25 protein-coding genes are annotated in these 26,405 nt (G+C 69.8%); 9 read left to right on the top strand and 16 right to left on the bottom strand.

Features of this window, described 5'->3' with window-relative positions:
* The first annotated feature begins 2 nt into the window (after positions 1-2).
* A complete protein-coding gene (locus OHA98_RS38450) occupies positions 3-1,103 on the top strand; it encodes a winged helix DNA-binding domain-containing protein (protein WP_266932711.1) in 1,101 nt (366 codons plus the stop codon).
* 50 nt (positions 1,104-1,153) lie between these two features.
* On the opposite strand, the gene OHA98_RS38445 is transcribed toward OHA98_RS38450, so the two are convergent.
* Positions 1,154-2,389, bottom strand: coding sequence for an NAD(P)/FAD-dependent oxidoreductase (locus OHA98_RS38445; protein WP_266932710.1), 1,236 nt, complete (start codon positions 2,387-2,389; stop codon positions 1,154-1,156).
* Positions 2,389-2,712 carry a 2Fe-2S iron-sulfur cluster-binding protein gene (locus OHA98_RS38440; protein WP_266932709.1) on the bottom strand — a complete coding sequence of 108 codons (324 nt, stop codon included), beginning with the start codon at positions 2,710-2,712 and terminating at the stop codon, positions 2,389-2,391. Before OHA98_RS38440 ends, OHA98_RS38445 begins: the two co-directional genes overlap by 1 nt.
* 146 nt (positions 2,713-2,858) lie before the next feature.
* Here OHA98_RS38440 and OHA98_RS38435 point away from each other — a divergent pair, with 146 nt between their 5' ends.
* A complete protein-coding gene (locus tag OHA98_RS38435) occupies positions 2,859-4,301 on the top strand; it encodes a DHA2 family efflux MFS transporter permease subunit (protein WP_266932707.1) in 1,443 nt (480 codons plus the stop codon).
* 99 nt (positions 4,302-4,400) lie between these two features.
* A complete protein-coding gene (locus OHA98_RS38430) occupies positions 4,401-5,885 on the top strand; it encodes an alpha/beta fold hydrolase (RefSeq protein ID WP_266932706.1) in 1,485 nt (494 codons plus the stop codon).
* Positions 5,886-5,950: 65 nt separating this feature from the next.
* Here the strand turns inward: OHA98_RS38430 and OHA98_RS38425 are convergent, their stop codons facing one another.
* The 5 genes from OHA98_RS38425 to OHA98_RS38405 form a co-directional block, all read right to left on the bottom strand.
* A complete protein-coding gene (locus OHA98_RS38425; protein WP_266932704.1) occupies positions 5,951-7,180 on the bottom strand; it encodes a cytochrome P450 in 1,230 nt (409 codons plus the stop codon).
* A gap of 27 nt (positions 7,181-7,207) precedes the next feature.
* Entirely contained in the window at positions 7,208-8,329 is a 1,122-nt protein-coding gene (locus tag OHA98_RS38420; RefSeq protein WP_266932703.1) for an epoxide hydrolase family protein, read from the bottom strand.
* Positions 8,330-8,446: 117 nt separating this feature from the next.
* Positions 8,447-9,433: an NAD(P)-dependent oxidoreductase gene (locus OHA98_RS38415; RefSeq protein WP_266932702.1), complete on the bottom strand. Its 987-nt coding sequence runs from the start codon at positions 9,431-9,433 to the stop codon at positions 8,447-8,449.
* The gene (locus OHA98_RS38410; RefSeq protein WP_266932701.1) at positions 9,430-10,053 is read right to left on the bottom strand and encodes a dTDP-4-dehydrorhamnose 3,5-epimerase family protein; all 624 of its coding nucleotides are present in this window, start codon (positions 10,051-10,053) and stop codon (positions 9,430-9,432) included. The genes OHA98_RS38415 and OHA98_RS38410 overlap by 4 nt, the downstream gene beginning before the upstream one ends.
* Before the next feature lie 5 nt (positions 10,054-10,058).
* Positions 10,059-11,300, bottom strand: a complete 1,242-nt coding sequence (locus OHA98_RS38405) for a class I SAM-dependent methyltransferase (RefSeq protein WP_266932700.1) — start codon at positions 11,298-11,300, stop codon at positions 10,059-10,061.
* A gap of 213 nt (positions 11,301-11,513) precedes the next feature.
* Here OHA98_RS38405 and OHA98_RS38400 point away from each other — a divergent pair, with 213 nt between their 5' ends.
* Together OHA98_RS38400 and OHA98_RS38395 are read left to right on the top strand one after the other, a co-directional pair.
* Positions 11,514-12,980: an NDP-hexose 2,3-dehydratase family protein gene (locus OHA98_RS38400; RefSeq protein ID WP_266932698.1), complete on the top strand. Its 1,467-nt coding sequence runs from the start codon at positions 11,514-11,516 to the stop codon at positions 12,978-12,980.
* On the top strand, positions 12,977-13,945 hold the full coding sequence (locus OHA98_RS38395) for a Gfo/Idh/MocA family protein (RefSeq protein ID WP_266932696.1): 969 nt from the start codon (positions 12,977-12,979) through the stop codon (positions 13,943-13,945). Before OHA98_RS38400 ends, OHA98_RS38395 begins: the two co-directional genes overlap by 4 nt.
* Positions 13,946-14,007: 62 nt before the next feature.
* Here OHA98_RS38395 and OHA98_RS38390 read toward each other — a convergent pair whose 3' ends face one another.
* From OHA98_RS38390 to OHA98_RS38365, 6 genes are all read right to left on the bottom strand, one after another.
* Positions 14,008-15,429 carry an MFS transporter gene (locus tag OHA98_RS38390; protein ID WP_323179709.1) on the bottom strand — a complete coding sequence of 474 codons (1,422 nt, stop codon included), beginning with the start codon at positions 15,427-15,429 and terminating at the stop codon, positions 14,008-14,010.
* A gap of 158 nt (positions 15,430-15,587) precedes the next feature.
* Positions 15,588-16,610, bottom strand: coding sequence for a YafY family protein (locus OHA98_RS38385; RefSeq protein WP_266932693.1), 1,023 nt, complete (start codon positions 16,608-16,610; stop codon positions 15,588-15,590).
* Positions 16,611-16,694: 84 nt separating this feature from the next.
* On the bottom strand, positions 16,695-17,915 hold the full coding sequence (locus OHA98_RS38380) for a cytochrome P450 (protein ID WP_266932692.1): 1,221 nt from the start codon (positions 17,913-17,915) through the stop codon (positions 16,695-16,697).
* A gap of 77 nt (positions 17,916-17,992) precedes the next feature.
* A complete protein-coding gene (locus OHA98_RS38375; RefSeq protein WP_266932691.1) occupies positions 17,993-18,523 on the bottom strand; it encodes a nuclear transport factor 2 family protein in 531 nt (176 codons plus the stop codon).
* A 192-nt stretch (positions 18,524-18,715) separates the two neighbouring features.
* Positions 18,716-19,831: a hydrolase gene (locus OHA98_RS38370; protein WP_266932690.1), complete on the bottom strand. Its 1,116-nt coding sequence runs from the start codon at positions 19,829-19,831 to the stop codon at positions 18,716-18,718.
* A 32-nt stretch (positions 19,832-19,863) separates the two neighbouring features.
* A complete protein-coding gene (locus tag OHA98_RS38365; RefSeq protein ID WP_266932689.1) occupies positions 19,864-20,328 on the bottom strand; it encodes an SRPBCC family protein in 465 nt (154 codons plus the stop codon).
* A gap of 192 nt (positions 20,329-20,520) precedes the next feature.
* Here OHA98_RS38365 and OHA98_RS38360 point away from each other — a divergent pair, with 192 nt between their 5' ends.
* The 3 genes from OHA98_RS38360 to OHA98_RS38350 are packed head-to-tail and all read left to right on the top strand — an operon-like array spanning position 20,521 to position 22,789.
* Positions 20,521-21,306, top strand: coding sequence for an SDR family NAD(P)-dependent oxidoreductase (locus OHA98_RS38360; RefSeq protein ID WP_266933025.1), 786 nt, complete (start codon positions 20,521-20,523; stop codon positions 21,304-21,306).
* Positions 21,307-21,332: 26 nt separating this feature from the next.
* On the top strand, positions 21,333-21,869 hold the full coding sequence (locus tag OHA98_RS38355) for a flavin reductase family protein (RefSeq protein WP_266932688.1): 537 nt from the start codon (positions 21,333-21,335) through the stop codon (positions 21,867-21,869).
* Positions 21,866-22,789: an MBL fold metallo-hydrolase gene (locus tag OHA98_RS38350; protein WP_266932686.1), complete on the top strand. Its 924-nt coding sequence runs from the start codon at positions 21,866-21,868 to the stop codon at positions 22,787-22,789. The genes OHA98_RS38355 and OHA98_RS38350 overlap by 4 nt, the downstream gene beginning before the upstream one ends.
* A 27-nt stretch (positions 22,790-22,816) precedes the next feature.
* Here the strand turns inward: OHA98_RS38350 and OHA98_RS38345 are convergent, their stop codons facing one another.
* The gene (locus OHA98_RS38345) at positions 22,817-23,968 is read right to left on the bottom strand and encodes a nucleotide disphospho-sugar-binding domain-containing protein (protein WP_266932685.1); all 1,152 of its coding nucleotides are present in this window, start codon (positions 23,966-23,968) and stop codon (positions 22,817-22,819) included.
* A 20-nt stretch (positions 23,969-23,988) separates the two neighbouring features.
* On the bottom strand, positions 23,989-24,432 hold the full coding sequence (locus tag OHA98_RS38340; protein WP_266932684.1) for a nuclear transport factor 2 family protein: 444 nt from the start codon (positions 24,430-24,432) through the stop codon (positions 23,989-23,991).
* Positions 24,433-24,635: 203 nt separating this feature from the next.
* Here OHA98_RS38340 and OHA98_RS38335 point away from each other — a divergent pair, with 203 nt between their 5' ends.
* Complete coding sequence (locus OHA98_RS38335) at positions 24,636-25,001, top strand: hypothetical protein (protein ID WP_266932683.1); 366 nt, start codon at positions 24,636-24,638, stop codon at positions 24,999-25,001.
* A 76-nt stretch (positions 25,002-25,077) separates the two neighbouring features.
* Here OHA98_RS38335 and OHA98_RS38330 read toward each other — a convergent pair whose 3' ends face one another.
* Positions 25,078-26,352 (bottom strand): nucleotide disphospho-sugar-binding domain-containing protein, encoded by a 1,275-nt coding sequence (locus OHA98_RS38330; protein WP_266932682.1) that lies wholly within the window; start codon positions 26,350-26,352, stop codon positions 25,078-25,080.
* Positions 26,353-26,405 lie beyond the last annotated feature (53 nt).

Below are 26,405 nucleotides of genomic sequence, written 5' to 3'. Positions count from 1 at the left end.
GCATGCCGTTACTCTCCACACGCGCGCTCAACCGGTCCCTGCTGGAACGCCAGTTACTGCTCGACCGCGTTGAGTGGTCCGTGCCCGAGGTGGTCGGGCGCCTGGTCGCGATGCAGGGACAGGAGCCCGACGCACCGTACGTGGGACTCTGGACGCGGATCGCCGGCTTCCGGCACGACGCGTTGTCGTCGTTGCTGCACGAACGCCGGATCGTGCGCGGAGCCCACTTGCGCACCACCCAGCACCTTGCTCTCGCGGAGGACTTCCTCTGGCTGCGTCCGCTGCTCCAGCCCCGGCTGGACCGCGCTCCGCTGGGGGGCCTGCGGCGCGACATCGAGGGGCTTGAACTGGCCGAACTCGCCGCCGCCGGACGACGGCTGCTGGCGGGCCGGACCCTGACCCGACAGGAACTGGGGACTCTGCTCGCCGAGCATTTCCCGGATCACCGGGCCAACGCCCTCGCCGTGTCCGCGCACTTCCTGGTGGCGATGGTCCATCCCCCGCCGAGCGGTCTGTGGGGGCGGCGAGGGGCGGTGCCGTGCACGCTCGCGGAAGACTGGATAGGGCAGCCGCTGGAGCCGGCACCGCGGATCCAGGCGATGGTCACCAGGTATTTGGCCGCCTTCGGCCCGGCCGATGTGAAGGACATCCAGGCGTGGTCGGGACTGAGCAGGTTGCGCGAGGTGGTCGACGAACTCCGGCCGCGGCTGCGAGTCCACCGCGACGAGCACGGCAGGGAACTGTTCGATCTGCCGCAGGCGGATCCCGGCGACCCTGACCGCCCGGCGCCGGTGCGTTTCCTGCCGTCCTTCGACAACCTCCTCCTCGGCCACGCGGACCGCAGCCGGGTGATCGCGGACGAGTACCGGAAGCTGGTTGCTCCCGGGCAGGCGATGGTACGGCCCACCTTCCTCGTCGACGGCTTCGTGAGCGGCACCTGGTCGGTCAAAGAGAGGCGGCTGCTGGTCTCCCCGTTCCGTACCCTGCCGAAGACCGATCTCGCGGCCGTACTGGAGGAGTCGTGGCGGCTGGCGGAGTTCGTGCTCCCGGATGGTGCCCGGCCGGACGTCCGGCTTGGCCCTGAACCGGATCGAAGCGCGTGACGGGAGTGGCCGTTGCGGCGGTCCACCGCCGCAACGGCCCTGGTCCCCGGTCAGATGGGTTGTGCCGGCCACCGCCGGATGTCGAAGCCGGGACGGGCGACGTCGTCTGCAGCCAGTCCCGCCGCGCCGTTGGCCAGCAGCCGACGGGTGATCATGTGGTCGGCCGACCGGTTCACCGATTCGGTCCCCACGAGGCGCCCGCCGCGGAAGCAGAAGACCGAGAACCGCCCCTCGGCCGGTGAGCCGGAGACGACCGTACGGTCGTGATCCCGGGTGATGCCGGCCATCTGCACCCTGGCACCGCACTGCTCGGTCCAGAACCAGGGCACAGAAATGTACGGCCGCCGGTGTCCGGTGAGCGCGGCGGCCACGCAACGGGCCTGGTCGGACGCGTTCTGGACGGACTCCAGCCGCACCGGGCGCGCCGTGTGGGGGCTGGGAAAGCGCGCGCAGTCTCCGATGGCGTACACGCTCCGGTCAGAGGTGCGCAGCCACCGGTCCACGATGACGCCGTCACCCGTCGTCAGGTCCGCCTGAGCGGCCAGTGCGGTGTTCGGCAGGACGCCGATGCCGACCACCACCACGTCGGCGGCGACACGTGCGCCGTTGTTCAGTTCGGCGACACGGACATGGCCCCTCTCACCCCGCAGGGCGACCAGCTCCCGATTGAGCAGGACCCGGGTGCCCTCGGCCCGGTGCAGGGTCGCGAGGTGGGCGGACAGCGTCCGGCTGACCGAACGGCCCATCAGGTGCGGGCCGGACTCCACGACGGTGACCCGCAGACCCAGCCCCCGGGCGACGGAGGCCACCTCCAGGCCGATGAAGCCACCGCCGACCACCAGCAGATCACCGGCGTCGCGCAGCGCGCACCGCAGCTCCTCGGCGTCGGCAAGGCTCCGCAGGGCCACGACACCCTCCAGGTCCGCCCCCGGGACACTCAGCCGACGCGGTCTGGACCCGGTAGCCAGGATCAGCCTGTCGTAGGTGATCCGCTCTCCTGACGCGAGTCTCACCCGGCTTGCGTCACGGTCGATCTCGACGGCCCTGTCTCCGAGCATCGCGGTGATGTGCTGTTCGGCGAAGAAGCTCCTGGGACGCAGCCACAACTCGTGCGGCCGGATCCGCCCGGTGAGGTAGTCCTTCGACAACGGCGGTCGCGCGTACGGAGGTGCGGTCTCCGCGCCGACCAGGATGACGGGACGGGTGTGACCTTCCGCTCGCAGGGCCGCCGCGGCCTCCAGCGCGGCATGGCCCGCTCCGACGATGACGACTGGTCCGGTGCCCATCAGATCTGGGTCGTCGGAAGGTGCACGATCAACCCGTCGATGGCTTCCGAGACGGGCAGCTGGCAGCTGAGCCGACTGGTGGGCCGGCGCTCGGCGGCCGTGCCGCACAGCACGTCGTCCTCGGCCTCGTGCATCTCGGGGAGCGGCAGTGTGTTGCCCTCGTCGATGTACACGTGGCACGTCCCGCACTGGGCCGAGCCGCCGCACTGGGCCACGATGCCCTCGATGTTGTTCAGCTTCGCGCCCCGCATGACCGTGTTGGGAGCCGCCACCTCCACGACGGTCTCCGTGCCGTCGGGATGCTGGTACGTGATCTTGGCCATGGTGCCCTCCTCGTGGCAGGCCGCGTGACCGGTTGAGCGGGTGACTGTGACGGCCTCCGCTGGGAGCGGGGTCGAGAAGACCTCGAAGCCGCCTGGCTCGACCTGGCCGCTACCGGCCGTCGACGACCACACGCAAGAGTGCGCGCATGAGTACTCAGCCGCTGCGGGCCACCACGTCAGGACGGCTCGGACGACACCGGAGCGGTCTGGTCCTGGCCGTCTGCTGCCTCGCCCAGTTCATGATCGTGGTCGACGCATCGGTCGTGAACGTCGCGCTGCCCGTCCTGGCCTCTGATCTCCGGTTCCGGCAGGAGGCGCTCCAGTGGGTCAACAACGCGTACGCCGTCGTGCTCTGCGGCTTCCTGCTGCTCGGCGGGCGGCTGGCCGACCTGTACGGACGGCGCAGGGTCTTCCTCTGCGGCGCGGTCATGTTCACGCTGGCCAGCAGCGTCGCAGGAGCGGCCACGGATCCGTCGACCCTAGTCATCGCCCGCGCCTTCCAGGGACTGGGCGCGGCTGCCATGGCCCCGACCACGCTCACCGTCCTGAGTGTCACCTTCACGGAGCCCGCCGCTCGCGCCCGGGCCTTCGGAGCGTGGAGCGCGGTGGGCGGATCGGCCGGCACGGTGGGCGTGCTCCTCGGCGGGATCATCACCCAGTGGCTCTCCTGGCGCTGGACCCTCCTGGTCAACCTGCCCCTCGGCGCGCTGCTCGTCGTCGCTGTCGGGTGGCTGCTGCCGCAGGACGAGCAACCGCACCGGCGCCAGGCACTCGACCTGTCAGGCGCTGTGACCGCCACGGCCGGCCTCATGGCCACCGTGTACGGGATCGCCGCGTCGCGCAGTCACGGCTGGACGTCGCCCCGGGTGGTGTGCGCCCTGTCGGCGGGGGCCGTGCTGCTGTCGCTCTTCCTCGTCGTCGAGCGCTGGTTCGCCCGGTCGCCCCTGGTGCCCCTGGGTGTGTTCCGCAACCGCGCGGTGGCGTCGGCCAACCTGGTCGCCTTCTTCGGCGTTGCGGCGCTGTTCAGCACCTTCTACTTCTTCACCATGCTTCTCCAACAGGTCCTCGGCTACAGCCCGTTGGAGACCGGCCTGGCCTATCTGCCCCTGTCCGCCGGGATCGCCCTCGCCGGCTGGCGGATCTCCGCCGTGATACCCGCCATCGGGCCGAGGCCGGTGATGCTGTGCGGTCTGGGGACGGCCTGCGCCGCGTTGGTATGGCTGTCACGGGCCGGCGTGGACGCCACGTACGCGGCCGATCTACTGGGGCCTTCGCTGCTGCTCGGCCTCGGCATGGGCGTGGTGCTCAACGCCACGACGGCGGCTGCCACCTCCGGCCTCCCACCGGAGCGTGCCGGGCTGGCCTCCGGGCTGCTGAACACCACGCGCCAACTCGGCAGCGCGGTGGGGCTGGTGGCCCTGGCCACCCTCGCCGCCTCCCGCACCGGCAAAGCCAACGGCACCGAGGCGGCCCCTGAGGTTCTGGCGTCCGCCTACGGAGCGGCCTTCACCGGTGCGGCGGGCTGCGCCGTGCTCGGCTTCCTGGCGGCACTCACCGTACCGGCGCGGGCGGGGCGCTCCCCCCGCTGACGCCGCACCGGTCGCGGCCGATGACGGTCCAACCCTGTTCCAGGGGCCTTCGAGGCGCATCCGCAACCCTGGACACCCTGATCCGAACGGAGGTATGAGGTGGCAACAATCTGGCCCGGCACCGATGCGGCGCCCGTTCCTGAGGAGTTCCACACCCAGCGACCGTGCTGGTCGGCGAAGCCCTTGGCCGAGCGGGAAGGCTTTTCCGGCACCGAGTACGCGACCATCGAAGTGCCCCGCGACTACGCGGACCCCTCAGGAGAACGCATCACGCTCGCCATCAGCCGGCTGCGCGCCGCCGACCCCGCACGACGCCGTGGCATCCTGCTGGCCGTCAACGGCGGTCCCGGCGGCGAGGGGGGCTTTGGCAGGGCCCTGCCGGAGCGGTTCGCCGAGACCGAACTGCATCAGGTCTACGACCTGATCGGCTTCGACCCGCGGGGCACCGGTGAGTCGACGAGGCTCTATGCCGAGGTCTCCGTCCCGACCGCGCCGTTCGATTCGCGGCCCCCCGACTCGGCGTTCCCCCAGCTCGCGGAGGACATGCGGCAGCGGGAGCTGGCCTGCAACCGGGCCGGGGGCGCCCTGCGCCGCCATATCAGCACCCGCAACACCGCCCGGGACATGGACATGATCCGCCGGGTGCTCGGTGAGGCACACCTGAGTTTCGTCGGCTATGCATACGGAGCCTACGTCGGGGCCGTGTACGGCAGCATGTTCCCGGCGCATCTGGACCGCAGTGTGCTGGACTCCTGCGTCGGACCCCGGTGGACCTGGCGCGAACAGTTCCTGTGGCAGGGCGACGCCGTGCACCGCAACGTGAGCCACTGGGCCCGGTGGACCGGACAGCGCCACACCGTCTTCGGGCTGGGCCGGGGGAGGGGGCAAGTGCTCGCGGCCGTGGAGCAGGCCGCCGATCTGCTGGAGCGCCAGCCCGGCGGCGTTCGGCTGCGCACGCTCTTCGACGGGGCGGTGGGGACCCGCTCCGCCGACCGCGGGCGCTGGGCGGAACTCGCCGAGGTCGTCGGCGCGCTGCTGACCGCGGCCGCACCCGGTGGTGCAGGCCCGCGGGCCTGTGAGGAACTGCTGTCCGAGCAGGCCACCTGGCGGCCTGCGGACAGCGAGGGCACGATGCGCATCGGTGTGCTGGAGGCCGTCACCCTCGAACACGAGTGGCCCTCCGATCTGGAGGTCTACTACAACGACATGCGTGACTTCCGCAAAAGCTTCCCGTACGGCTACGGAGTGCTGCGGGCTCAGCCCTGGGTCGGGGCGTTCCGCACATTCCAGCCGGCCGAGCCGCCGACGCTCCTGCGCCGCGACGGCTATCCGACGGGCCTGGTCGTCCAGGCCGACGGAGACCCGATGGACCACTACGCGGGTGGCGTCGCCATGGCGGAGCTGCTGGGCCACAGGCTGCTGACGGTCGAGGATGCCGGCGAGCACGAGATCTACGTTCTCGGTGCCAATCCGCACGTCGACGCAGTCGTTCACCGCTACCTGGTGGACGGCCGACTGCCCGCGGAGAACACCTTCTGCCGGGGCGTGTCGCCCCGCCCGGACATCCCTGCCGACCCCACCTGAACCGTTGTGCGGACGGCTCCGTCCCGAGGCCAGCCCCGGGACGGAGCCGTCCGCACAACGGGGGTTCACCAGGCGACCGGCAGCTCCCACAGGCTGTAGATCACCGCGCCCTCCTTGCGGGGGACGCGGTCGAAGGGCTTGGCGAGCCTCAGTGTCGGAATACGGTGGAAGAGCTTGCTCCACACGATCTCCAGCTCCAGGCGTGCCAGGTCCGCACCGATGCAGTGGTGCACCCCGTGGCCGAAGCCGAGATGCTTGCGGCTGCCCCGGGTGATGTCGAGGCGGTCGGGGTCCGGGAAGACCTCCGGATCCCGGTTGGCGGCCAGCCCCAGGCAGAGAATGCCGTCGCCCTTGCGGATCAGCCTGCCGCCGATCTCGATGTCCTCAAGAGCGACCCGGGGTACGGCCGTGTCCCCGATGGTGGCGAACCTGATGAGTTCCTCGACGGCAGGTTTCACCAGCGAGGGATCGCTGCGGAGCAGGTCCAACTGGTCGGGGTGCTCCAGCAGGCAGGCGGTGCCCAGAGAGATCTGGCTCGCGGTGGTCTCGTGCCCGCCGTTCATGAGCAACCGGACCATGTTGAACAGGTCCCGGTCCGTGTACTCCTCGCCCGACGACTCGTAGTCCGCCATAGCGCGGCTGAGCAGGTCGTCCCCGGGCTCACGGCGCTTGGCCCGGATCAGGTCGCTGATGTAGGCGTTGACCTCCACAATCGCCGCCTGCCGCTCCTCGGTGCTGCTGTGCCCACCCAGCAGCGCCGTCCCGTGCTTGATGAAGAAGTCGTGCCGGTCCTGCGGAATACCGAGCAGTTCGCAGATGACGGTCATCGGGACGGCCAGCGAGAAGACCCGGTGCATGTCCACCGGCGGGGAGAGCAACAACATCTTGTCGAGATGCGCGTCGACGATCTCCTCGATGCGCGGGCGCAGTCGCTGCACCTGCCGGTTGGTGAAGGTCAGCGCGGCCTTGCGACGGGTGCGTACGTGCTCGTCGCCGTCATAGCCAATGAAGGACGTCTCGGTGCGGTACTCCGGCGGGGCGATGAAGTAGAAGGGGAAGTTCGCGTGCTTGCGAGAGGCACTGACGCGCGGATCCGTGAGCAGCCCACGGATGGTGTCGTATCCGGTGACCGTCCATATCCGCAGGCCAGAGCCCCGCAACACGACCTGCGAGACGTTCTGCTCGGTCATCGCCGCATACTCCGGCGGCGGGCTGAAGGGGCACTTCCGCTGGTACGGGAAGGTCTTGGCCTCCGGTTCGGTGCCGGCCTCGGGTTCGGTCGAACTCGTCGTCACGGGTGAATCCCTCCTGATGGCATGTCGTCAACGCAGGGTGCGGAAGAAGGCGCGCAGTTCCCCGACGAGGGCGTCAGGCTGTTCGAGAGCCGGGAAGTGACCACCGACGGGATGGTCCGTCCAGCGGCGCAGATCCGTGAACCTGTGTTCGATCCACGGCCGCGGCATCCGGCCGTCCTTCGGGAAGTTGGAGACCGCGGCTGGCACGCGGACCGGGCCGAGGGCCAGCTTGTTCTGGCTCTCCCAGTAAATGCGGGCCGAGGACGCTGCCGTCGAGCGGAACCAGCTGACCGACACAGCGTCCAGCAGCCGGTCCCTGGGGATGACCTTGTCCAGATCCCCGTCGTGGTCGCTCCAGGCCCAGTACTTCTCAGCCATCCAGGCCAGCTGCCCCACCGGCGAGTCGCTCAGGGCGTAGCCGAGCGTCTGCGGGCGGGTGCTCTGGACGACCGAATAGCCACCCTCCTGCTGCTGGAACTCCTTCATCGCGGCCAGCCCTGCCAGGTCGCGTTCGTCCAGCGCGACCTGCTCCTTGGGCGGCCGGGCGAACGGCATCGTCAGATGGATGCCGGCCAGGTTGCCGGTGTCGGTCTCCGCCATGGCCGCAGTGACAAAGGACCCCCAGTCCACGCCGTGCGCCCCGTACCGGTCGTAACCGAGTCGCCCCATCAGCGTCGCCCAGGCGCCGGCGACCCGGTCCACCGGCCAGCCGGAGTCCGACGGCTTGCCGCTGAATCCATATCCGGGCAGTGACGGGCACACGACGTGGAAGGCGTCTGCGGGGTCCGGCGGATCGGTGAGCGGATCGACGATGTCCAGGAACTCCACCACCGACCCGGGCCAGCCGTGGCTGACCAGCAGGGGAAGTGCCCGTGGATGAGGCGAGCGGGCGTGCAGGAAGTGGATCCCCAGCCCGTCGATGTCGGTGCGGAACTGGGGAACGGCGTTCAGCCGGGCCTCGGCGGCCCGCCAGTCGTACCGCTGCGCCCAGTACGCGGCCAGATCTTTCGCGTACGTCAGCGGCATCCCCTGGGACCAGTCGCCGACCGTCTCGGCCTCCGGCCACCGGGCGCTTGCCAGCCGGTGCCGCAGATCGGCGAGTTGCGCGTCGGGGATGTGCACCAGGTAAGGGGTGACGGGCGGGCTCATACAGGCTCCTTTTGGGATCCTCGGGACGGCCCGGGCGGCCGGGCAACAAGGTCGCGTGCTGCTGTCGAACGGGGCTAGAGTCCGCGTGCAGCGGTGACCCGGCCCGGCACCGACGCGTCACCGCCGGGGCCGGTCGTCCCTGGTGGGGACTGGCGCCGGTGGGGCGGACGCCGGACGAACGGTGTCCCACAGGTCCTGCATGGACTCGTCAATGCCGTAGCGGGACTGCCAACCCAGGAGCTGCCTGGCACGGGAGTTGTCGACCCGGATCCAGTCGGCTCCGGCGCTCCGGCCGGTCACGGCGCCCCGACGCTCACGAACACTCTCCGGCGCCAGCCCCGTCGCCCTGACCAGCGCGTCGACCAGCTCGCGGATGTGCAGAGCCTCACCTCGGCCGATGTTCACCAGAGGACCGGCGAGCGGGCTCTGGGCCGCCCGGACCACGGCGTCGGCCGCATCCCTGACATCGACGTAGTCCCGTCGGGCGTCGGCGATGGTCAGCTCGATGCCCTCGGCCGCTCCGCTGTCCCGGAGCCGGGCGGCGAGCGCGCCGAAGAAGCTTTCCGGGGCCGGATGCGGGCCGATCGTGTTCGTTACCCGTAGCACGGTGCCGTCCAGCCGGCCGGCCCGAACAGCCTCCAGCACCATGTGCGAGGCGGTGAGCTTTGCCAGGGCGTACAGCGTCTGTGGCCGCGGCGGCACGTCCTCGTCGATCAGCGTGCCGTGCGACACCGGGCCGTACTCGTGGATGGTGCCCAGATGAACCAGGCGCGGGGGATGCGCCATGCTGCGCAGGGCGCAGAGCAGCCGCTCCACCAGACGGACGTTGGTGTAGCCCATTTCCTCCTTGGTCCGGCCCCAGCCGAGTGTCGCGTTGACGACCGTGTCGACCTTCTCGGCGGCCAGCACGGCGGCCAGTTCCTCGGCCGTGCACCGGGCGGCGTCCAATGGCAGGAACCGGTACCCGTCGACGGCGGGTGTACGGCGGCGAGAGACGGCCACGACGTGAGCGCCCTGTTCCGCGAACGCGGCGCAGATGTGGCGGCCCATGCAGCCAGTGCCGCCGAGGACCGCGACCGCCCCGGCCGCTCCGTGCTGGGTCACTCCGGACCGCCGGCGCGGCCGGCGGCCGGATGGCCGTCCTCGAGGTCCAGGCAGTCGGCGTACCGCGGAAGTCCGCCTGCGGCCTCCGTCTGCGCCAGACCCGGTGCGGCCCGGTCCCGCCCGGAGACGACGAACTCCATGCCGCTCGGCCAGGGCACGCCGAGTGAGCGGTCGAACGGGTCGATGGCCAGCTCCAGTTCGGCTCGGTACGCGGAACTGACCAGGTAGGACATGACGGTGTCATCCTCGAGGGCGAGGAAGGCGTGTCCGACCCCGACCGGGAAGTACGCCGCCCGGAAAGTGTGGGGATCCATGTGGACGACGTCCCACCGGCCGAAGGTCGGTGAGCCCACCCTGATGTCCACCACGACGTCCATCGCGCGTCCCCGCGCGCAGTAGACGTACTTGGCCTGCCCCGGCGGAGTGGTCGTGAAGTGAATGCCGCGCAGGACCCCCTTCGCCGATCTGCTGTGATTGGTCTGGGCGATTGTGAAACCATGGCCGACCGCGGCCACGAACGCGGACTGCTGCAGGGGGGACACGAAGAGACCGCGCTCGTCGCTATGCACCTCGGGCGTGAACTCGAAGGCTCCGGCCACGGCGAGCGCGCGGGTGCGCATCCCGGTCACCGCCCCTCGACGACGCTGAGGACGGGAAGCGGGAAGACCAGCTTTCCCCCGCCGTCGAGGAAGTCGCGCTCCCGCTCGACGAACCCGTCGCGGTAGATCCACGGAAGTACCAGCAACTGGTCGGGCCCATACGCCTTGGCCTCGGATTCGGAGACGATCGGTATCCCGGTGCCGGGAGTGAAGCACCCGGCCTTCTCCTCGTTGGGCTCGCCGATGCACAGGAGGTCGTCCGGGCCCAGCCCGCAGTACTGGAGGATCACGTTCCCCTTGGTTGAGGCGCCGTAGCCGACCGTCAGCTTTCCGGCCTTGCGGGAGTCGTCGAGGAACTCCCGGAGCGCGTCGCGGTATCGCCTGCTCCGTTCCGCGAACCGGGCGAACGGGGCCGGGCCGTCCAGACCGAGAGCGGACTCCCGCGCGCGGATCGCGGCCAGGCCCGTCTCGTCCACCCGGTGACGGGTGGGGGTCCTGGCGAAGGTGACGTCCAGACTGCCGCCGTACACGTCGGTCAGTTCCGCCCTGATGACCGTCAGCCCCACCCGCTCGGCCATCCACTCGATCTGCCGCAGGCTGTAGTACCCCAGGTGTTCGTGGCAGACGACGTCGTAGGCGGTGGCATCAAGCATCGATGGCAGGTAGCTCTGCTCGGTCACCCACACCCCGTCGTCGGCAAGGATGTCGCGGATGCCCTGCATGAACTGCAGGGGGTGCGGCAGGTCGTAGAACATCGCGATTGAGGTGACGGCCTTGGCCCGGCGCGAACCGAACCGCTCGGTGAACACCTTCTTGGAGAAGAAGTCGGTGATCAACTCCGCCCGGGCCGGGTACAGATGACGGAACTTGGCACCGACCGGGTCCACGCCCACCAGGGCCGGGCCGTCCGCTGGGTACTGCCGCAACAAGGTGGAGTCATTGCTGCCGATGTCCACCACCAGGTCACCGGGGCCGGGAGTGACCAGCTTCATGACCGCGTTCACCTTGCTCGCCAGGTGCCGGACCATGAAGGGGCGTATGCCCGAGCGGTAGCCGTAACTGCCGCCGTACATGAGGCCGAAGTCGGCGACGTGCCGCAGCTGCACGAGGCCGCAGCCGTCCGGCGAGCACCGGACGAGTTCGAGCGGGACGACGGGGACGATTTCCTCGCGCGACCGGGGAAAGACACCGGTCAGGGCCTGTGGACCGAGGTCCAGTACGGGCAGCAGCGTGCGGTTGCCGCAGACGCGGCAGCGATCGATGACCACTCGTCCTCCTGGTGGTGAAAGCGCCCTCTTGTCCCGACCGGCTCCGCAGAAGCCAGTGAGTCGAGACGGTGCCATGAGGGCCTTGAGGATCCGTCGACTCGCTCCTTCGTGGTCCGCCGAGTGGACCGAGGACCGTACGACCGGGTCTCCAGACCCTGCTTCTACGGTGAGCGCCATCAGAGGCCGACGGCTCCTTCTGGAAGGGACACCGGCATGAGCGAACTGACCGAAGCGGCGCTGGTCGACACCTCTGCGGGGTGGGCACAGCGCACGAGGCTGAAGGGTGACCTCCCGACAGGGGCCACCCTCCTGCGGCCCCGTGCGGATGCCGCGCTGCCGGAGAGATTCCGGCGTTCCGCGGAGGCCGCCGGGTCCGGTGCCGGGATGCCTACTGCGGACTTCTTCGGCTGGATGGCCGAGCGCAGTGCCGCTCATCCGTTCCGGGTGCACAGGATTCCGTTCAACCAGCTCGAGGGCTGGTCGTTCGAACGGTCCACGGGAAACCTGGTCCACGACAGCGGGCGTTTTTTCACCGTGCACGGTCTGCGAGTGCAGGTGGGGGAGGGAGCCCATGACTGGCAGCAGCCGATCATCAACCAGCCGGAGGTCGGCATCCTCGGCATCCTCGCCAAGGAGTTCGACGGCGTGCTGCACTTCCTGATGCAGGCGAAGATGGAGCCGGGCAATCCGCGGCTGGTCCAGCTCTCGCCGACCGTGCAGGCCACCCGCAGCAACTACACCAAGGCGCACGGCGGCGCGGCCGTAAAATACCTTGAGTACTTTACGGGCCTGCGCCCGGCCCGCGTCCTCGTCGACGTCCTGCAGTCCGAGCACGGGTCGTGGTTCCTGCACAAGGCCAACCGGAACGTCATCGTCGAGACGCGCGAGGACGTGCCGGCCGACCCGGACTTCTGCTGGCTGACCCTGGGCCAGCTCGGCGAACTGCTGCTGCAGGACCACGTGGTGAACATGGACGCACGGACGGTCCTGGCGTGCGCACCGAACCTCCGGGCCGAGCCGGACGCGCTGTCCTCCGACACCGATCTGCTGTCCTGGGTCACGAGGGAGAAGGCCCGGCACCAGGTGCGCGCCGAGCCGCTGCCGCTCGCCGAAGTGGACGGATGGGTGCGGACCGAATCAGCCGTCCGCCGTCCCGACAACCGGTTCTTCCAGGTGGTCGCCGTTCGGGCCGAGGCGGCGAACCGGGAGGTGTCCGGCTGGACGCAGCCGCTGTTCGAGCCGGTCGCGACCGGCGTGACGGCTTTCTTGGCGGGCCGATTCGACGGGGTGCCGCACGTGCTGGTCCACGCCCGGGCGGAGGGCGGGTTCCTCGAGACCGTGGAACTGGGACCCACCGTGCAGTGCGTCCCGGACAACTACCAGGGGTACACGGAGCCCGCCGCCCCGCGCTTTCTCGACCTGGTGCTGGACGCCGCGCCGACGAACATCCGTTACGCCGCGCTGCACTCCGAGGAAGGCGGCCGTTTCCTCAACGCAGTCAGCCGTCATCTCGTCGTGGACATCGATGATGTCGCCGCCGCCGGACTGTCGACGCCGCCTCCGGGATACCGCTGGGTGACCCCGGGGCAGCTGAACTGGCTCGTACGGCACAGCCGTTATGTGAACGTGCAGGCTCGCTCTCTGCTGTCGGCCCTCAACAGCGGGGCGGTGAAGCTGTGACGGAACCGCTTCGGATCGGGGTCATGGGGTGCGCGGACATCGCCAGGCGCAGAATGCTCCCCGCCATCGCTCGCGCTCCGCGGACCGAGGTCGTCGCGGTGGCGAGCCGTGACCCGGCGCGCGCCGCAGAACTGGCCGACGTCTACGGCTGCCGGGCGGTGCACGGATATGAGGCGCTACTGACGGACGAGGCGGTCGAGGCCGTGTATGTGCCGCTGCCGGCGGCCCTGCACGCCGAATGGACCGAAGCGGCACTGCTCGCGGGCAAGCACGTGCTTGTGGAGAAGCCGCTGTCGTTGCGCCGCGAGTCGACCGGCAGGCTGGTCGAACTGGCCCGGAGCCAGCGTCTGGCCCTGATGGAGAACGTCATGTTCGTCCACCATGGCCTGCACGCCGTCGTTCGGAAACTCCTCGATGAGGGGGCCGTCGGTGAATTACGCGGTTTCGAGGCGCACTTCATGGTGCCTCGACGTGCCCAGGACGACATTCGCCGTCGGCCCGAGCTGGGCGGCGGCGCCCTGTGGGACACAGGTGTGTATCCGCTGCGCGCCGCCTGCCACTTCCTGGGGCCGGGTCTGGAGGTTGTCGGTGCGTCCCTGGTGCGGGGCAGCGGGCACCAGGTCGACTCGGCCGGGTCGGCGCTTCTTGTGGCACCGGACGGCACCGGCGTGCACGTCTCCTTCGGTCTGGATCACGCCTATTGCAGCACGTACGCCCTGTGGGGAACCGGCGGCAGCATCACGGTGGGCCAGGCCTTCACACCCCCCGCCGACCATCGGCCGGTCATCCGAGTGGACGACGGCTCCGGCCCACGGGACCTGCTTGTTCCCCCCGAGGACCAGGCGTACAACACCGTGATGGCGTTCGCGGCGGCGGCCCGTGCCGGGGGCACGCCCGACGGTGTCTGCCTGGAGCAGGCCCGCCTGCTCGACGACGTGCGTGCGGCGGCTTCGCTGCGCGGTTGAGTCTCCACGGAGCCTTGGGCGGGCCCCGGCCGAGTGCCGGAGCCCGCCCACCGTACGGGTCCTCAGCGCGTCGGCTCGGAGACGTCTTCGGGGACGGCCTCCCGCTCCTTTGCCTTCGCGCCAGGCTTCATCGCGGGCAGCGCGAACATGAGGAGGAAGGCGAGCACCATGCCGCCGATCACCCACCACAACGTGTTGATGAAAGCGTCGACGAAGGCGGCACCACTGGCCTGATCCGCCTCGGTGGCGTCGTCGACGACGGCAAAGTATGCCACCGAGGCCAGGCCGAGACCGAGCGCCATGCCCATCTGGTTGACGGTGTTGGTCAGTCCGGAAGCGGAGCCGGCGTGCTGGAACGGGACGTCGGTCAGGACCGCACTCATCAAGGGTGCCATGATCATGCCAAGAGCCCAGCCCGCCACGACCATGACCGGCGCCAGCTCCCAGGACGTGGTGCCGATTCCCTGGCTGTCGGCGACCCAGTAATAGCCGAATAGCCCGGCGATCATCAGCAGGGCACCGGCCTGGAGCACCGTGCGCCCGTACTTCGGCATCAGCACTCGCATGGCGACGTTGGTCGACAAAGCCATTGTGGCACCGAACATCAAGCTCGTGAGAGCGGCGTGGATCGCACTCCAGCCGAGCCCGATCTGCATGTACAGGGCGCCGGTGAGCGAGAAAAGGCCGAACGTGGTGCCGAAACTCAACTGAACGGTGATGCCGGCCGCGAAGCTCTTGATCCTGAACAGCGACAACTCGATGAGCGGGGTGCTACCGGCGCGGATCCTGGCTCGCTGATGCAGTACGAAGACGACGAAGGCGGGGATGCTCGCGCACATGGCCACGAAGCTCCAGGCCGGCCAGCCCGCCTCCCTGCCCTGGGTGAGCGGGTAGACCAGCAGCAGGAGACTCAGCGAGGCCAGGGCGACCCCGATGAGATCGAGACGGACGGCGTGCGGCGCCTTTGACTCGGTGAGGTAGCGCTGGCCCAGGACCAGACCGACGAGGCCGATCGGGAGGTTGATGAGGAAGATCGGTCGCCAGCCAAGGCCAAACAGATCCGCCTCGACGAGCAGCGCACCGATGACCGGTCCGGACACCGCGCCGATGCCGCTGATGGCGCCGAACAGCCCGTAGACCCTACCGCTCTCCTGGGGACTGAACGTCACATGGATGATCGACAGCACCTGCGGCACCATCATGGCGGCCATGAGGCCCTGCAGGATACGCGCGCCGATCAGCATCTCGGGGCCCATCGCCAGACCGGAGAGGGCGGATGCCGCAGTGAAGCCCAGCATGGAGAGCTGGAAGACCCGCTTGCGGCCCCAGATGTCGCCGAGCCGCCCGCCGGTGATCAGACCCACGGCGAACGCGAGGGTGTAGCCGCCCGTGATCCACTGGATAGCGCTGTACGAGGCGTCGATGTCCCGCTGGATAGCGGGGATCGCGACGTTGACGATGGTCGCGTCGACCAGGTCCAGCAAGGACGCGGTCAGGACTACGGCCAGCGCGATCCATCGGCGCCGGTCCTCGGCAGAGCCCGGAGGAGCCTCCTGGGCAGGGTTCATGGCCTTCGCTCCTGAAGATTTGAGGGGTGCGGGGTGTCGTCCCACGGACGCTTCGACGCTAGACCCCATATAGGTCAGGGGGTGTCCGAGATGGCCCGCCCCACGGGAGGCCGTGCGGAGCCGTCGACGGACTGGCTGGCCCTGGCGCCCAGATCACGCATGTATGCCACCAGAGCGGGCGGTTCGTGCACGTCAAACGGGCATCCGATGCTCACCAGCCGAAACGCCAGCCACCCCAGGGAATCCGCCTGCGTGCGCAACCGGCAGCTGTGTTCGGACAGTTCCTCGAGTTCGTCGCCGGTGCCCCCGAGCCGGTCCTCGACCTCGCTCGCCGGGGCGTACAAGGTGGCCACAGCCCGGTAGAGGGGAGCGAGCTCCGAGAGCCGGTGGGTGACATACGCGGCGGCGTCCTCGACCGGCAGGGACCGAGTTGGCACGCGTACGCCCGTCGGCCGCGGACCCCGGATGCGGTCGACACGGAACGTCCGCCAGTCCTCACGTTCGTTGTCGTACGCCACGAGGTACCAGCGGCGGCCGGTCGACACCAGCCGGTGAGGTTCCACGAGCCGTTGGGTGTCCTGCGGCCGGCTCGGCTCCTGCCTGGGCCGGCCGTATGCCGACCGGTACGCGAATCGCAGTTGTTCCCGGCCGGCAACGGCCGCGGCGAGCACGGTCAGATGCTCGGCGGCGACCCCGGGTCCGTAACCCGGCAACGGTACGGTTGCGGCACCCAGGGCGCTCACCCTGTGCCGCAGACGCGACGGCAGGACCTGCTCCAGCTTCACCAGCGCCCGCACGGCGGCCTCCTCGATGCCGTCCACCGCGTGTGCCGCCGTGCGCAGTCCGACGGTGATGGCGACGGCCTCGTCGTCGTCCAGCAGGAGTGGGGGCATGGCGGCTCCCGCGACCAGACGGTAGCCGCCCACCGCGCCTCTCGTGGCGTGGACCGGATACCCGAGGTCACGCAGGCGGTCGATGTCCCGGCGGATGGTACGGGGACTGACGCCCATGCGTTCGGCGAGTTCGCTGCCGGGCCACTCCCGCGGTGTCTGCAGCAGGGACAACAACTTCAGTAATCGGGCTGAGGTCTCACTCATGGCGTCCAGGATGTCAGCTGTTCGCAGGCGGCCCCGGGGCCCGTCCGCGGCCGTACCAACGGCGGCGATGTCTCGGCCACGGGATCAGGGTCCCCAGGTGACCGGCAGGGACGTCAAGGTGTGGTTGATCTCGCCCACATGCCAGGGCAGTTCCCCCTCGTCCACCGCCAGGCGCAGGTCCGGCAGGCGCCGGACCAGGCCGGTCAGCGCGATCTCCATCTCCATCCGGCCGAGGTGCTTGCCGAGGCAGTGATGGAGACCGTGGCCGAAGGACAGATGCGGGTTGCGCACCCGGCCCAGGTCCAAGCGGTCCGGATCCTCGAAAACGGTCTCGTCCCGGTTCGCCGAGGCCAGCGACAGAAGGACCGCGTCACCGGCGGAGATTTTGACACCGCCGATCTCCATGTCCTGTGCCGCGATCCGCGGGAAGCCGGACGTGTCCGTGGCGAACAGATTGACGTGACGGAGAAGCTCGTCCACCGCGGCCGGGACGCGGGCGGGGTCCTCGACCAGCAGGTCCCACTGGTCGCGATGGCGCGCGATCAGTGCCAGGACCGAGTTGGCGAGCTGATTGGCCGTCGTGTCGAAACCCGCGCCGATGAGAGTGAAGCCGAACGTGACCAGCTCCGGCTCGCTGAGCCGGTCGTCCTGGTCACGGGCCGCGATCAGCTCCGACAGCATGTCGTCCGCCGGCCCGGTCCGCTTGTCCGCGATCAGGCCGACGATGTACTCGCTCAGTTTCGCCAGGCCCTCCAGCGACGCCTCGCCACCCGCCCGGTCGTCGACGGTGGCGAAGGCACGGGCCCACACCTCGAACTTCCGCAGGTCCTCGGGCGGGACGCCAAGCAGCTCGCCGATCACCGTCAGGGGAAAGGGGAGGGTGAGCTGCGGTACGAGGTCCGCCGGCGAACCCTTGGCCTCGATACCGTCGAGCAGCTCGTCCAGCACCGACTGCACACGCGGCCGCATCCGCTCGACCCGGCGGCCTGTGAAGGCCCCGGCCACCAGCTTGCGCAGGCGGGAGTGTTCGGGCGAGTCCATGGAAATGATCATGTCGGGAGTCGTGTACATGGTGCCGCCGATCCGGGGAGCGCCGGGGCCGCAGGCCAGGGCCCTGCTCAGACGGGGGTCGGCCTGGGCCGCCCGCACGTCCTCATACCGGGTGACGAGCCAGGCATCCACCCCGCCCGCCGTACGGACGCGTTTCACCGGCTCCTGGGCCCGCCACCGGGCGTACCGGGGGTCCGGCCCCCTGTAGGAGGAGCCCTCGAAGGGGAAGACCTCGGGTTCTTGAGACGATGACACGATCGTGGCACCTCCGTTGGTGTCGACTACCGGTGGGCATGCGGCTGGGAACGTCGGAATGAGAGCCGGGCACCCGGTCACGACGGGTTATGGATCTTGTCGGCCCAGTTGGGCGAGTCGTGGGTGACCCGTCGCGACCGCGTGTACCACTCGCCGTCATGGCGGACCAGTACGTCCTCGACCGTCGTCGTCGGCTCGAAGCTCACCTTGCCGGTGGCGTCCGTCATGCTGACCATCGCCTGGTAGCCAACCCTCAGGACGTCGTCCGACTCCGGCTCGATGCGCATCCTGTCGAACCAGTACCGGTAGACGATCCCGTCGTAGTAGGCCACGTCGTCCCCCCGCGCCTGACGCGCTGACACCTCCCCGACCAGCGGCCGGCCGGGATCGCCCCGGCGAGCACGCATCTCGGCGAGCAGGGCGCTCCTGCCCTCGATCCGCCAACCGTTGGGCACGTGTTCGATGGAGCCGTCCTCGGTCATCGTCTCCAGGAACTCCTCCAGACGCCGCTCCTCCAGCAACGGCATCTGCCGGGCGTAGAACTGCAGGACATCGACGTAGAGTTCCGCGTTGACCCGCCGAACGGAACGCTGCGATGCGTGTGTCACCTGATCTCCTCATGACCTCGGAGTACGTGCAGGTCCCGGCCTCGCGCGCCGCTCCTCACCTTCGTGCGGTGGGCTGGACCGGCCCTGGAACGCTGCTAGGGCCACCACGGGCCGACCGCCGTCTGCCTGGCGAAGCCTGCCCCTCGCCGTCTCTCCTGATCTGCCACGTCGCCCGGTCGGCGAACGGGGCCCTCACCGCGCCGGTCCAGCGAGTACCGCCGAGTAGTTCTTCCTGGCCGCAGTGTCGTACTGCAGTGCCACATGGCTCGTCGCGGAGGTGACGTCCCGCCAGAACCGCTGCAGCGGATGCCGGGACCCGAGACCCGCGGTGCCCGCTGCGGAGATGAGAAGACCGACGGCTTCCCTGACAGCCTCCGCGGCGTAGGTGGCGTTGCGTTCGTTGCGCGCCATGTGGTCGGGCGTGAACCACCGCTCGTCGAGCACCCGGGTGTTCTCTTCGACGAGGTGGCGTGCGGCGTCGACCCGACCCGAGGCACGTACCAGAGCTGACTCGTTGGCCGCTGTACGCCGACGTCCGGTGAGACCGGCGGCGAAGGCGCTCAGCGCGCCGATCCCCGCGCCGATCACCGGTGCGATGAAGGTCAGTCCGCCCACCGCCTGGAACGGCACGCTGTGGGCGGGGACGTCGGAGTGCGGATTGCTTCCGGTGATCATGACACTCCGGTCGAACGTCAGATGGTCCGGGACGGTGACGGAGTCCACGACGACGGTGTGACTGGCAGTCGCCCGCATGCCGACGCTGTCCCAGTCACCGTGAACCGTGTACATGCCCCGGGGAAGGGCGAAGAACCTCAGCCGGGGAGCCCCGTCACCGCAGTCCACGGTGGCGCAGAGCAGGACCCAGTCGGCGAAGTCGATGCCGCTGACGTAACTCCACCGGCCCGCCAGCCGCCAGCTGCCCCCGGCGGCCTCGGCTCGTCCGCCAGGCATCAGCGCCGTCGCGATCACGGTGTCCGGCCCCCCCTCCCACAGCGCCTGTTGTCCCTCGGGCGGAAGGTGGCAGGCGAATCGCGCGGAGTAAGCGCTCAGCGACGCACACCAGGCGGTGGCCGGACACGCCTGCCCCAGGGCGACGACCGCCCGCGTGAGGTCGGCGAACGATCCTTCGGAGCCGCTCCACCGGGTGGCCACGAAATGCCGGGCGAACCCGGCCTCCCGGAGGGAGTCGGTGACCTCCGGCGCGAGCCGGCCGGTGTGGTCGGCGGTATCGGCCTGCTGTGCGGCGAGGGTGCACAACTTCTCGACAGGGCCGGTCGGTTCGGCGCTCCGTGGGGTGGCCTCGTACATCTCGTGCCCTTCCTGCCGGCCGTTGTGACGGGTCAGATGGCGTTCGCGAAACGGGCCAGAGTCTCTCCCGGGTCCGGGCCGTCCAGTGCTTTGTGGATGTTCCACGCGCCGTCGCCGTGCCGGTGCAGCTTGACGTGCGCCAGCTCCACCCGTGTGCCTCCGCTGCCGGCCGCGGTGAAGTCGACCTCGATCTCGCTGGCCCGGTCGTCGTCCGGAACGGGCTGCCAGCGGCCGTCGATCCGCCAGGTCATGGCGAGCCGGTGCGGCGGATCCCATTCCAGGATGCGGCCCCAGGCGATCTCGGCGCCGTCGACGTCCCACTCGTAGTAGCGGCCGCCGACGAAGGGCTCGAAGGCCAGACCCGCGCGCTCCTTCCTCACCAGTACGTGTGAGGGCGGCCACCAGTCGGCGGGACGCTGGGTGAAGACCTCGAAGCAGTGCTCCATGGACGCTGCTACAACGACCGACTTCCTGACGTCAGGGATCTCTTCGGGCATCGAAAACTCCTCAACTCCGGGCGGCGCGGTGCCCGCGCGTACGGACGTCGTCCACTCTTGCGCCGGGGCCTCGACGCACCGTCGAACCGTGCTCGACCGGCCGGGGCCTCCAGCCCGTTTCGAGACCCGCGCAAGCAGACGTTGCCACGGTCGTGCACGGCGGACTGTCGATGGCGGGAGAGCAGGATGACGATGACAGGCATGGAACGCCGGGTGGCCCTCGTCACTGGTGCGACCAGCGGGATCGGCCTGGCCGTGACCGAGCTGCTGGCCCGCCAGGGCATGGCGGTCTTCGGGTGCGCACGCAGTGCGGAGAACGTGCGTGGCCTCGTGAAGAGGCTGCGTGAGGAAGGACTGGAGGTTTCAGGCACGGTATGCGACGTCACCTCGACGGAGCAGGTGCGGGCGGCCGTGGCGGACGCGGTCGCCGCCCACGGACCGATCGGCGTGCTGGTCAACAACGCGGGACGCAACGGCGGCGGCGAGACCGCGCGGCTCGACGACGCCACATGGTTCGACGTGATCGACACCAACCTGCACGGTGTCTTCAGGGTCACCCGCGAAGTGCTGGCCAGGGGCGGAATGGTCGAAGCCGGCTGGGGGCGAGTGATCAACATTGCCTCCACGGGCGGCAAGCAGGGCGTGGCGCTGGCCGCCCCCTACTCGGCGTCCAAGCACGGCGTGGTCGGCTTCACCAAGGCCGTCGGCCTGGAACTGGCCCGCACCGGCGTCACCGTGAACGCCGTCTGCCCCGGCTTCGTCGAGACCCCCATGGCCGAACGCGTCCGCCAGGGACACGCCTCTTACCACGGCGTCAGCGAAGAGGAGATCCGGAGCCGGTTCGAAGGGCGGATCCCCATGGGGCGCTATGTGTCACCGGAGGAGGTCGCCGGGCTCGTGGGCTACCTGACGACGGACGCCGCCGCCGCGATCACGGCCCAGGCACTCAACGTCTGCGGTGGACTCGGCAACTACTGATGACTCCCACTATCCGGAGCGAAACGATGACGAATCCGGTCGCCACCACACAGACGCGTCCGGACGCGGCAGTCTTCCGGGCGACGATGGGCTGCTTCCCCACCGGGGTGACCCTGCTCACGTGCGGCCGGGACGACGACCTGGTCGTCATGACCCTCAACAGCCTGACCTCCGTCTCCCTGGACCCGCTGCTGATCCTGGTGTCCGTCAAGGCGGACGGCCGGATGCGGCCGCGCGTGCGGGCCCACGGCGGCTACGCGGTCAGTGTGCTGAACAGTGACCAGCACGACCTGGCACGGGAGTTCTGCCTACCGGACCGGCCTGAGGGCGCCACTGCCATGAGACGCCTCGGTGGCGTGCCCGGCATCACGGGGAACGCCGTGGTCCCCTCGGCGGCTGCCTGGTTCGAGTGCGAGCTTCACCACGAGTTCGAGGCCGGGGACCATGCGCTGCTCGTCGGCCGGGTGGTCGCCGTCTCCGGCGGCGCGTCGGGCCGGCAGCCCCTCGTCTTCCACGGCGGCGGCTACACAGCCCTGCCCGACCCGCCCGGGGTACGGCCGTGACCGGCGTCGTCGCCCCGCCCGGACGGCTGACCCGGCTCGCCGACGGCGTGTACGCCTATCTCCAGCTTCCGGGCGGCTGGTGCCTGAACAACGCCGGACTCGTCGTCGGCCCCGAAGCCTCCGTGCTGGTGGACACCGCCGCTACCGAAGCCCGTACCAGGCACCTGGCAGACCAGGTCGACGCGGTCGCCGGGGGCGGCCCGGACATCGTCGTCAACACCCACTTCCACGGCGACCACGTCTTCGGCAACAGCCTCTTCGCGCCGCGGGCGACCATCGTCGCGCACGAGGGGACCCGCGCCGACATGGCGGAGGCGGGACTGGGCCTGCGCGGCCTGTGGCCGCAGGTCGCGTGGGGCGAGACCCCCCTCGCCCTGCCGACGCTGACCTTCCGCACCGCACTCACGCTGCACCTGGGCAGAGCCGGTCCGCGCGTGGAGCTACTGCACATCGGACCCGCTCACACGGCGACCGACGTCGCCGTCTGGGTTCCCGAGCGGCGTGTGCTGTTCACCGGTGACGTGGTCTGGTCGGGCGTCACGCCGTACGTGCTCATGGGGTCCGTGGCCGGTTCGCTACAGGCCATGGCCCGGATGCGCGCGCTGCGGCCCCGGGTGGTGGTGCCGGGCCACGGCGCGGTCGGAGGCCCGGAGTTGCTGGACCAAACCGAGGAGTACCTGCGATGGTGCCGAGGACTGGCGCAGGACGGCCTGCTGGCCGGTCTGTCCCCGCTCGAGGCTGCCCGGCGGGCCCAGCCGGGCCCGTACGCCGCCCTGACCGACCCGGAACGCCTCGTCGGCAACCTCCATCGCGCCTACGCCGAGCTGGAGGGACTGCCACCGGGGGCCCGGATCGACGTATCCGGGTCGTTCAAGGAGATGTGCGAGTTCCACGGCGGTCTGCCGGAGTGCCGCGCCTGAGGGACGGGCCCGTGACGCACCAGTGCGTCACGGGCCCGTCCCGGCCAGGGCCAGTGCCTCGAGCGGTGCCACCAGCGCCGAGGGCGCGGGCATCAGAGCGGACACCTCGGCCAGACGCGCCGCGGCTTTGGCATACCGGTCGTCCTCGAGTAGCCGCAGACACCCTTTGACCACCGTCTCCGGGGCGGCGGCCGCCATGGGCAGCACGACGGCCGCCCCAGCCGTCTCCAGGGCCCGGGCATTGTCAAACTGGTCGTCCAGCTCCGGCAACACGAACTGCGGCCGTCCCGCCGCCAGCGCGGTCAGGGACGTGCCCTGCCCTCCGTGGTGGACCACGATATCGCAGGTGGGGAAGGTGTCGGCGAGCGGCAGCCGGCCGATGTGGCGTATCGCCGGGTGCGGTGCCGTCCACTGGACGGCCAGGGCGTCGTCCACCGCGAGCAGCAGCTCCGCCCCGGTCTCGGCCAGGGCCTGCGCCAGAGCCGTCATCAGGCCGCGCAGGCCACCGCCGCCGTATTGGGGGAGGACCGTGCCGAATGTGAGGCAGATCCGCGGCCGGCTCCGCCGTTCGAACACCCAGCTGGGCACCTGGGCGTCACCGTGGGACGGGACATGACGGATCTCCTGGTGGCCCGCCGCGTGCCCGAGACGCAGGCTGGCAGGCCAGGGGTCCAAGACCGCAGCAGGCCGCGGCAGATCCCGGATGCCCGACGCCGCCATCGCCGTGCTGAGTTCCTCCGCCGCGGCGTGTCGGTACTCGGGCAGTTCCGCCACCGACCAGTGATACTGCACCCAGGGGACGTTCCGTGAGGCGGCGACGAGCGGTCCGGCGAACTCGGCCCGCTCGCAGATCAGCAGGTCTGGCTGCCATGACTCTGCCAGCGCGGCGATGCCGGCCAGCGAACCGCCCGCGATACGGCCGAAGGCGCGCCCGTGCAGATAGCGCTGAGGCACGAGGCCCTCTGGCACCTCGGACAGGTCTTCCCGTCTGATGAGTCCGGTGAACTCAGCCTGCGGGCCGCAGGAGGCGACCGGTAGTCCCGAACCCAGAACAGAGGCGACAATATTGTCCGGTGTCGTCACCAGGACTTCGTGACCTGCCGCGCGCAGTGCCCACGCCAGTGGCGCCAGCGGCAGGAAGTGCCCCGCAAGGGGCACGGTGCTGAAAAGAACCCTCATGGATCTTCCCGGCCTCGCCGTCACCGCTGGGCGGGGGCGCTTCGGCGGATGACCCTCGAACGCGTCCGCAGGTCACCGCCTGGCTCGCGCACCAGCACATCGTCCACGGTGTAGGTCGGTTGGAAGGACAGCCCCTGCTCGTCCACCTGGGCAACGAGTGTGTAGTAGGAGATGCCCAGGGCGCCGTCGGCCAGCGGCTCAATGAGTAACTGGCCGAACCAGTGCTGGGTCGACACGCCCCGGTATCGGGACAGCCTGGCCCGCATGGCGGCAATCATCTCGGCCCGGCCGCGGGTCCGCCCACCGTCGGCGTGCACTACCTCGCCCTCGTCAGTGAACGTCTCGGCGAAGCCCTCGATGTCGAGGGAGTCGGCCCGCCGCATCTGACGGGCGTAGAACGTCTGGACCTCCGCGTAGAGGTCTCCGGTGACCTGCGCGACGGCGTGGTGCACGGTTTGGGACACGGCGACTCCCCTTAGACGATGTACGAGACGCCATCAACGGTGCCTGCCCCCCCTCCAACTCTGCTGGAGACCAGGTCAATCGGACGATGTACGAGGTGCGGCCCGCCGCCTCCTGTGCATGTGGCCCGGCCTCAAGCGCTCGTCGAGCCGGAGGACGCACCGTGAACCCGTCAGCGCACCGCAGCCGAGAGGGTGGGAAAGGCATGGACGACATTCTGGGAACTACGACGCTGGCTGGCACCTGGACCGAACACCTAACGGTTGAGGGGCAGTCGTACACGAGCACGCTGCGTTTCACCGAGAACGGACGGGCCATGATCCTCGCCGGGCCACGCCCCGGTTCCGTCGGAGCGGGGTACTGGAGCAGGACCGGCCCGGATACGTTCTCGTTCCGGATCGTGGAACTGGAGTTTGACGAGAGCGGGATCTTCTCCGGCTGGGTGGACATCGATCAGGCGGGAGTGCTGAGCGGTGACACCTTTACCTGCACTGGCATCTCCCACGTCTACGACGCGGACGACCGACTGCTGGCCAGTGTGCGTGCCGAGGGCAGGTCGACCCGCGCCTGACGGCCCCGGCACCGCCGGAGCACGCCGCACTCCGACGTGGGTGCGGCGCGTTCCGTCGAAGCATGACGTGCCTTTCTCAGCCACGCAGGCGGTGATGCCTCGTCAGCTCCTCGAGGACCGGCACGACGTCACGCGGAGACGGCATGGTCAGCCACTCGGCGTACAGGGAGTCCGCCCCCGCGTGAAACGAGGGCTCGTGCAGCACCCGCAGGAGCCGCGCGCGCATCACGTCGACAGACTGCCGCTTGTGATCGAGGGTCAGTCCAGCCCCGTGCCGCATGACATAGGGCGCGTACGTTGCCGACTCCAGTCCCTCCTCCTCGATGAGTTGCGGCACCCGATGGGCCACGGCGGCCATGACCGTGCCGCTGCCGCCGTGGTGGACGATCGCCGAACAGGTGGGCAGCAACTGGTTTAAGGGGACATAGTCGAGGACACGGACATTGTCCGGGACCCGTTGCCCGGCCAGCTGGACCTCGTTGAGGGTGGCGACGACCTCGACGTCCAGGTCGGCCACCATCTCCAGCAACTTCGTGATCAGAGCCCCGTTGGTCGCGTACTCCCGGCCCGACATGCCCAGGGACACGGCCACCCGGGGCCGCTGCGGACGCTGGTGGAGCCAGTCCGGCACGACATCCGTCCCGGTGTAGGGCACCCGGCGCATCGAGACGGTCTGTGCCGGGGTGTCCAGGCGCAGCGCCGTCGGCGTCGGGTCCAGGGTCAGCTGGCCGAGGAGGAGTTCGTCGTCGACCGTGACGCCGTGCCGCCGGGCCGCCTCCGTCACCGCCTCCGTCAGCGGGTCCTGCTGGCCCGTCCACTCCGCTCCGCCGAGCCTTAGGTACCGCTGCCGTGCCCAGCCGCAGTAGTCGGGCCCCCACAGGAAACGGGCGTGCGCCGCGCCGGTGACCCGTGCGGCGATAGCCGCGGCGGGCCACATGTCCCAGAGGACGAGATCGGGTTCCCAGGCGCGGGCGAGATCCACCAGGTGGTCCGTTCCGGGAATGGCTCCGTCGGACGCGGCGCCGGGGGAGTGGAAGATCCGGGTCCCGGCGAGAGCGAAGTAACTGAACATGAACCAGGCGTGCTCGTCGGCACCGGTGACGTTGAACGCCTTGGCCAGACGGTTCCGCTCCTCCTCGGGCACTACGTAATCGCCCACTTCGGACAGTTTCGGCATGGTGTCCGGTGTGCCCACCGAGACCGCGGCGAGGCCGGCGGCGGTGATCTCTTCGACCAGGGCGGGGTGTGAGGCGACGCGGGTCTCGTGCCCTGCGGCCTGGAATGCACGCGCCAGGGGAACGATCGGGTAGAGATGCGCCGCCATGGGCCAGACGACGAACAGGATGCGCATAAGAGAACTCCTCGGAGGGCTCACCAGGGCGTTGGGTTCCTAAGGCCGGATCG

The sequence above is a fragment of the Streptomyces sp. NBC_00654 genome (assembly GCF_026341775.1).
Taxonomy (GTDB): Bacteria; Actinomycetota; Actinomycetes; order Streptomycetales; family Streptomycetaceae; genus Streptomyces.
This window is presented reverse-complemented; position numbering and strand designations above follow the sequence as displayed.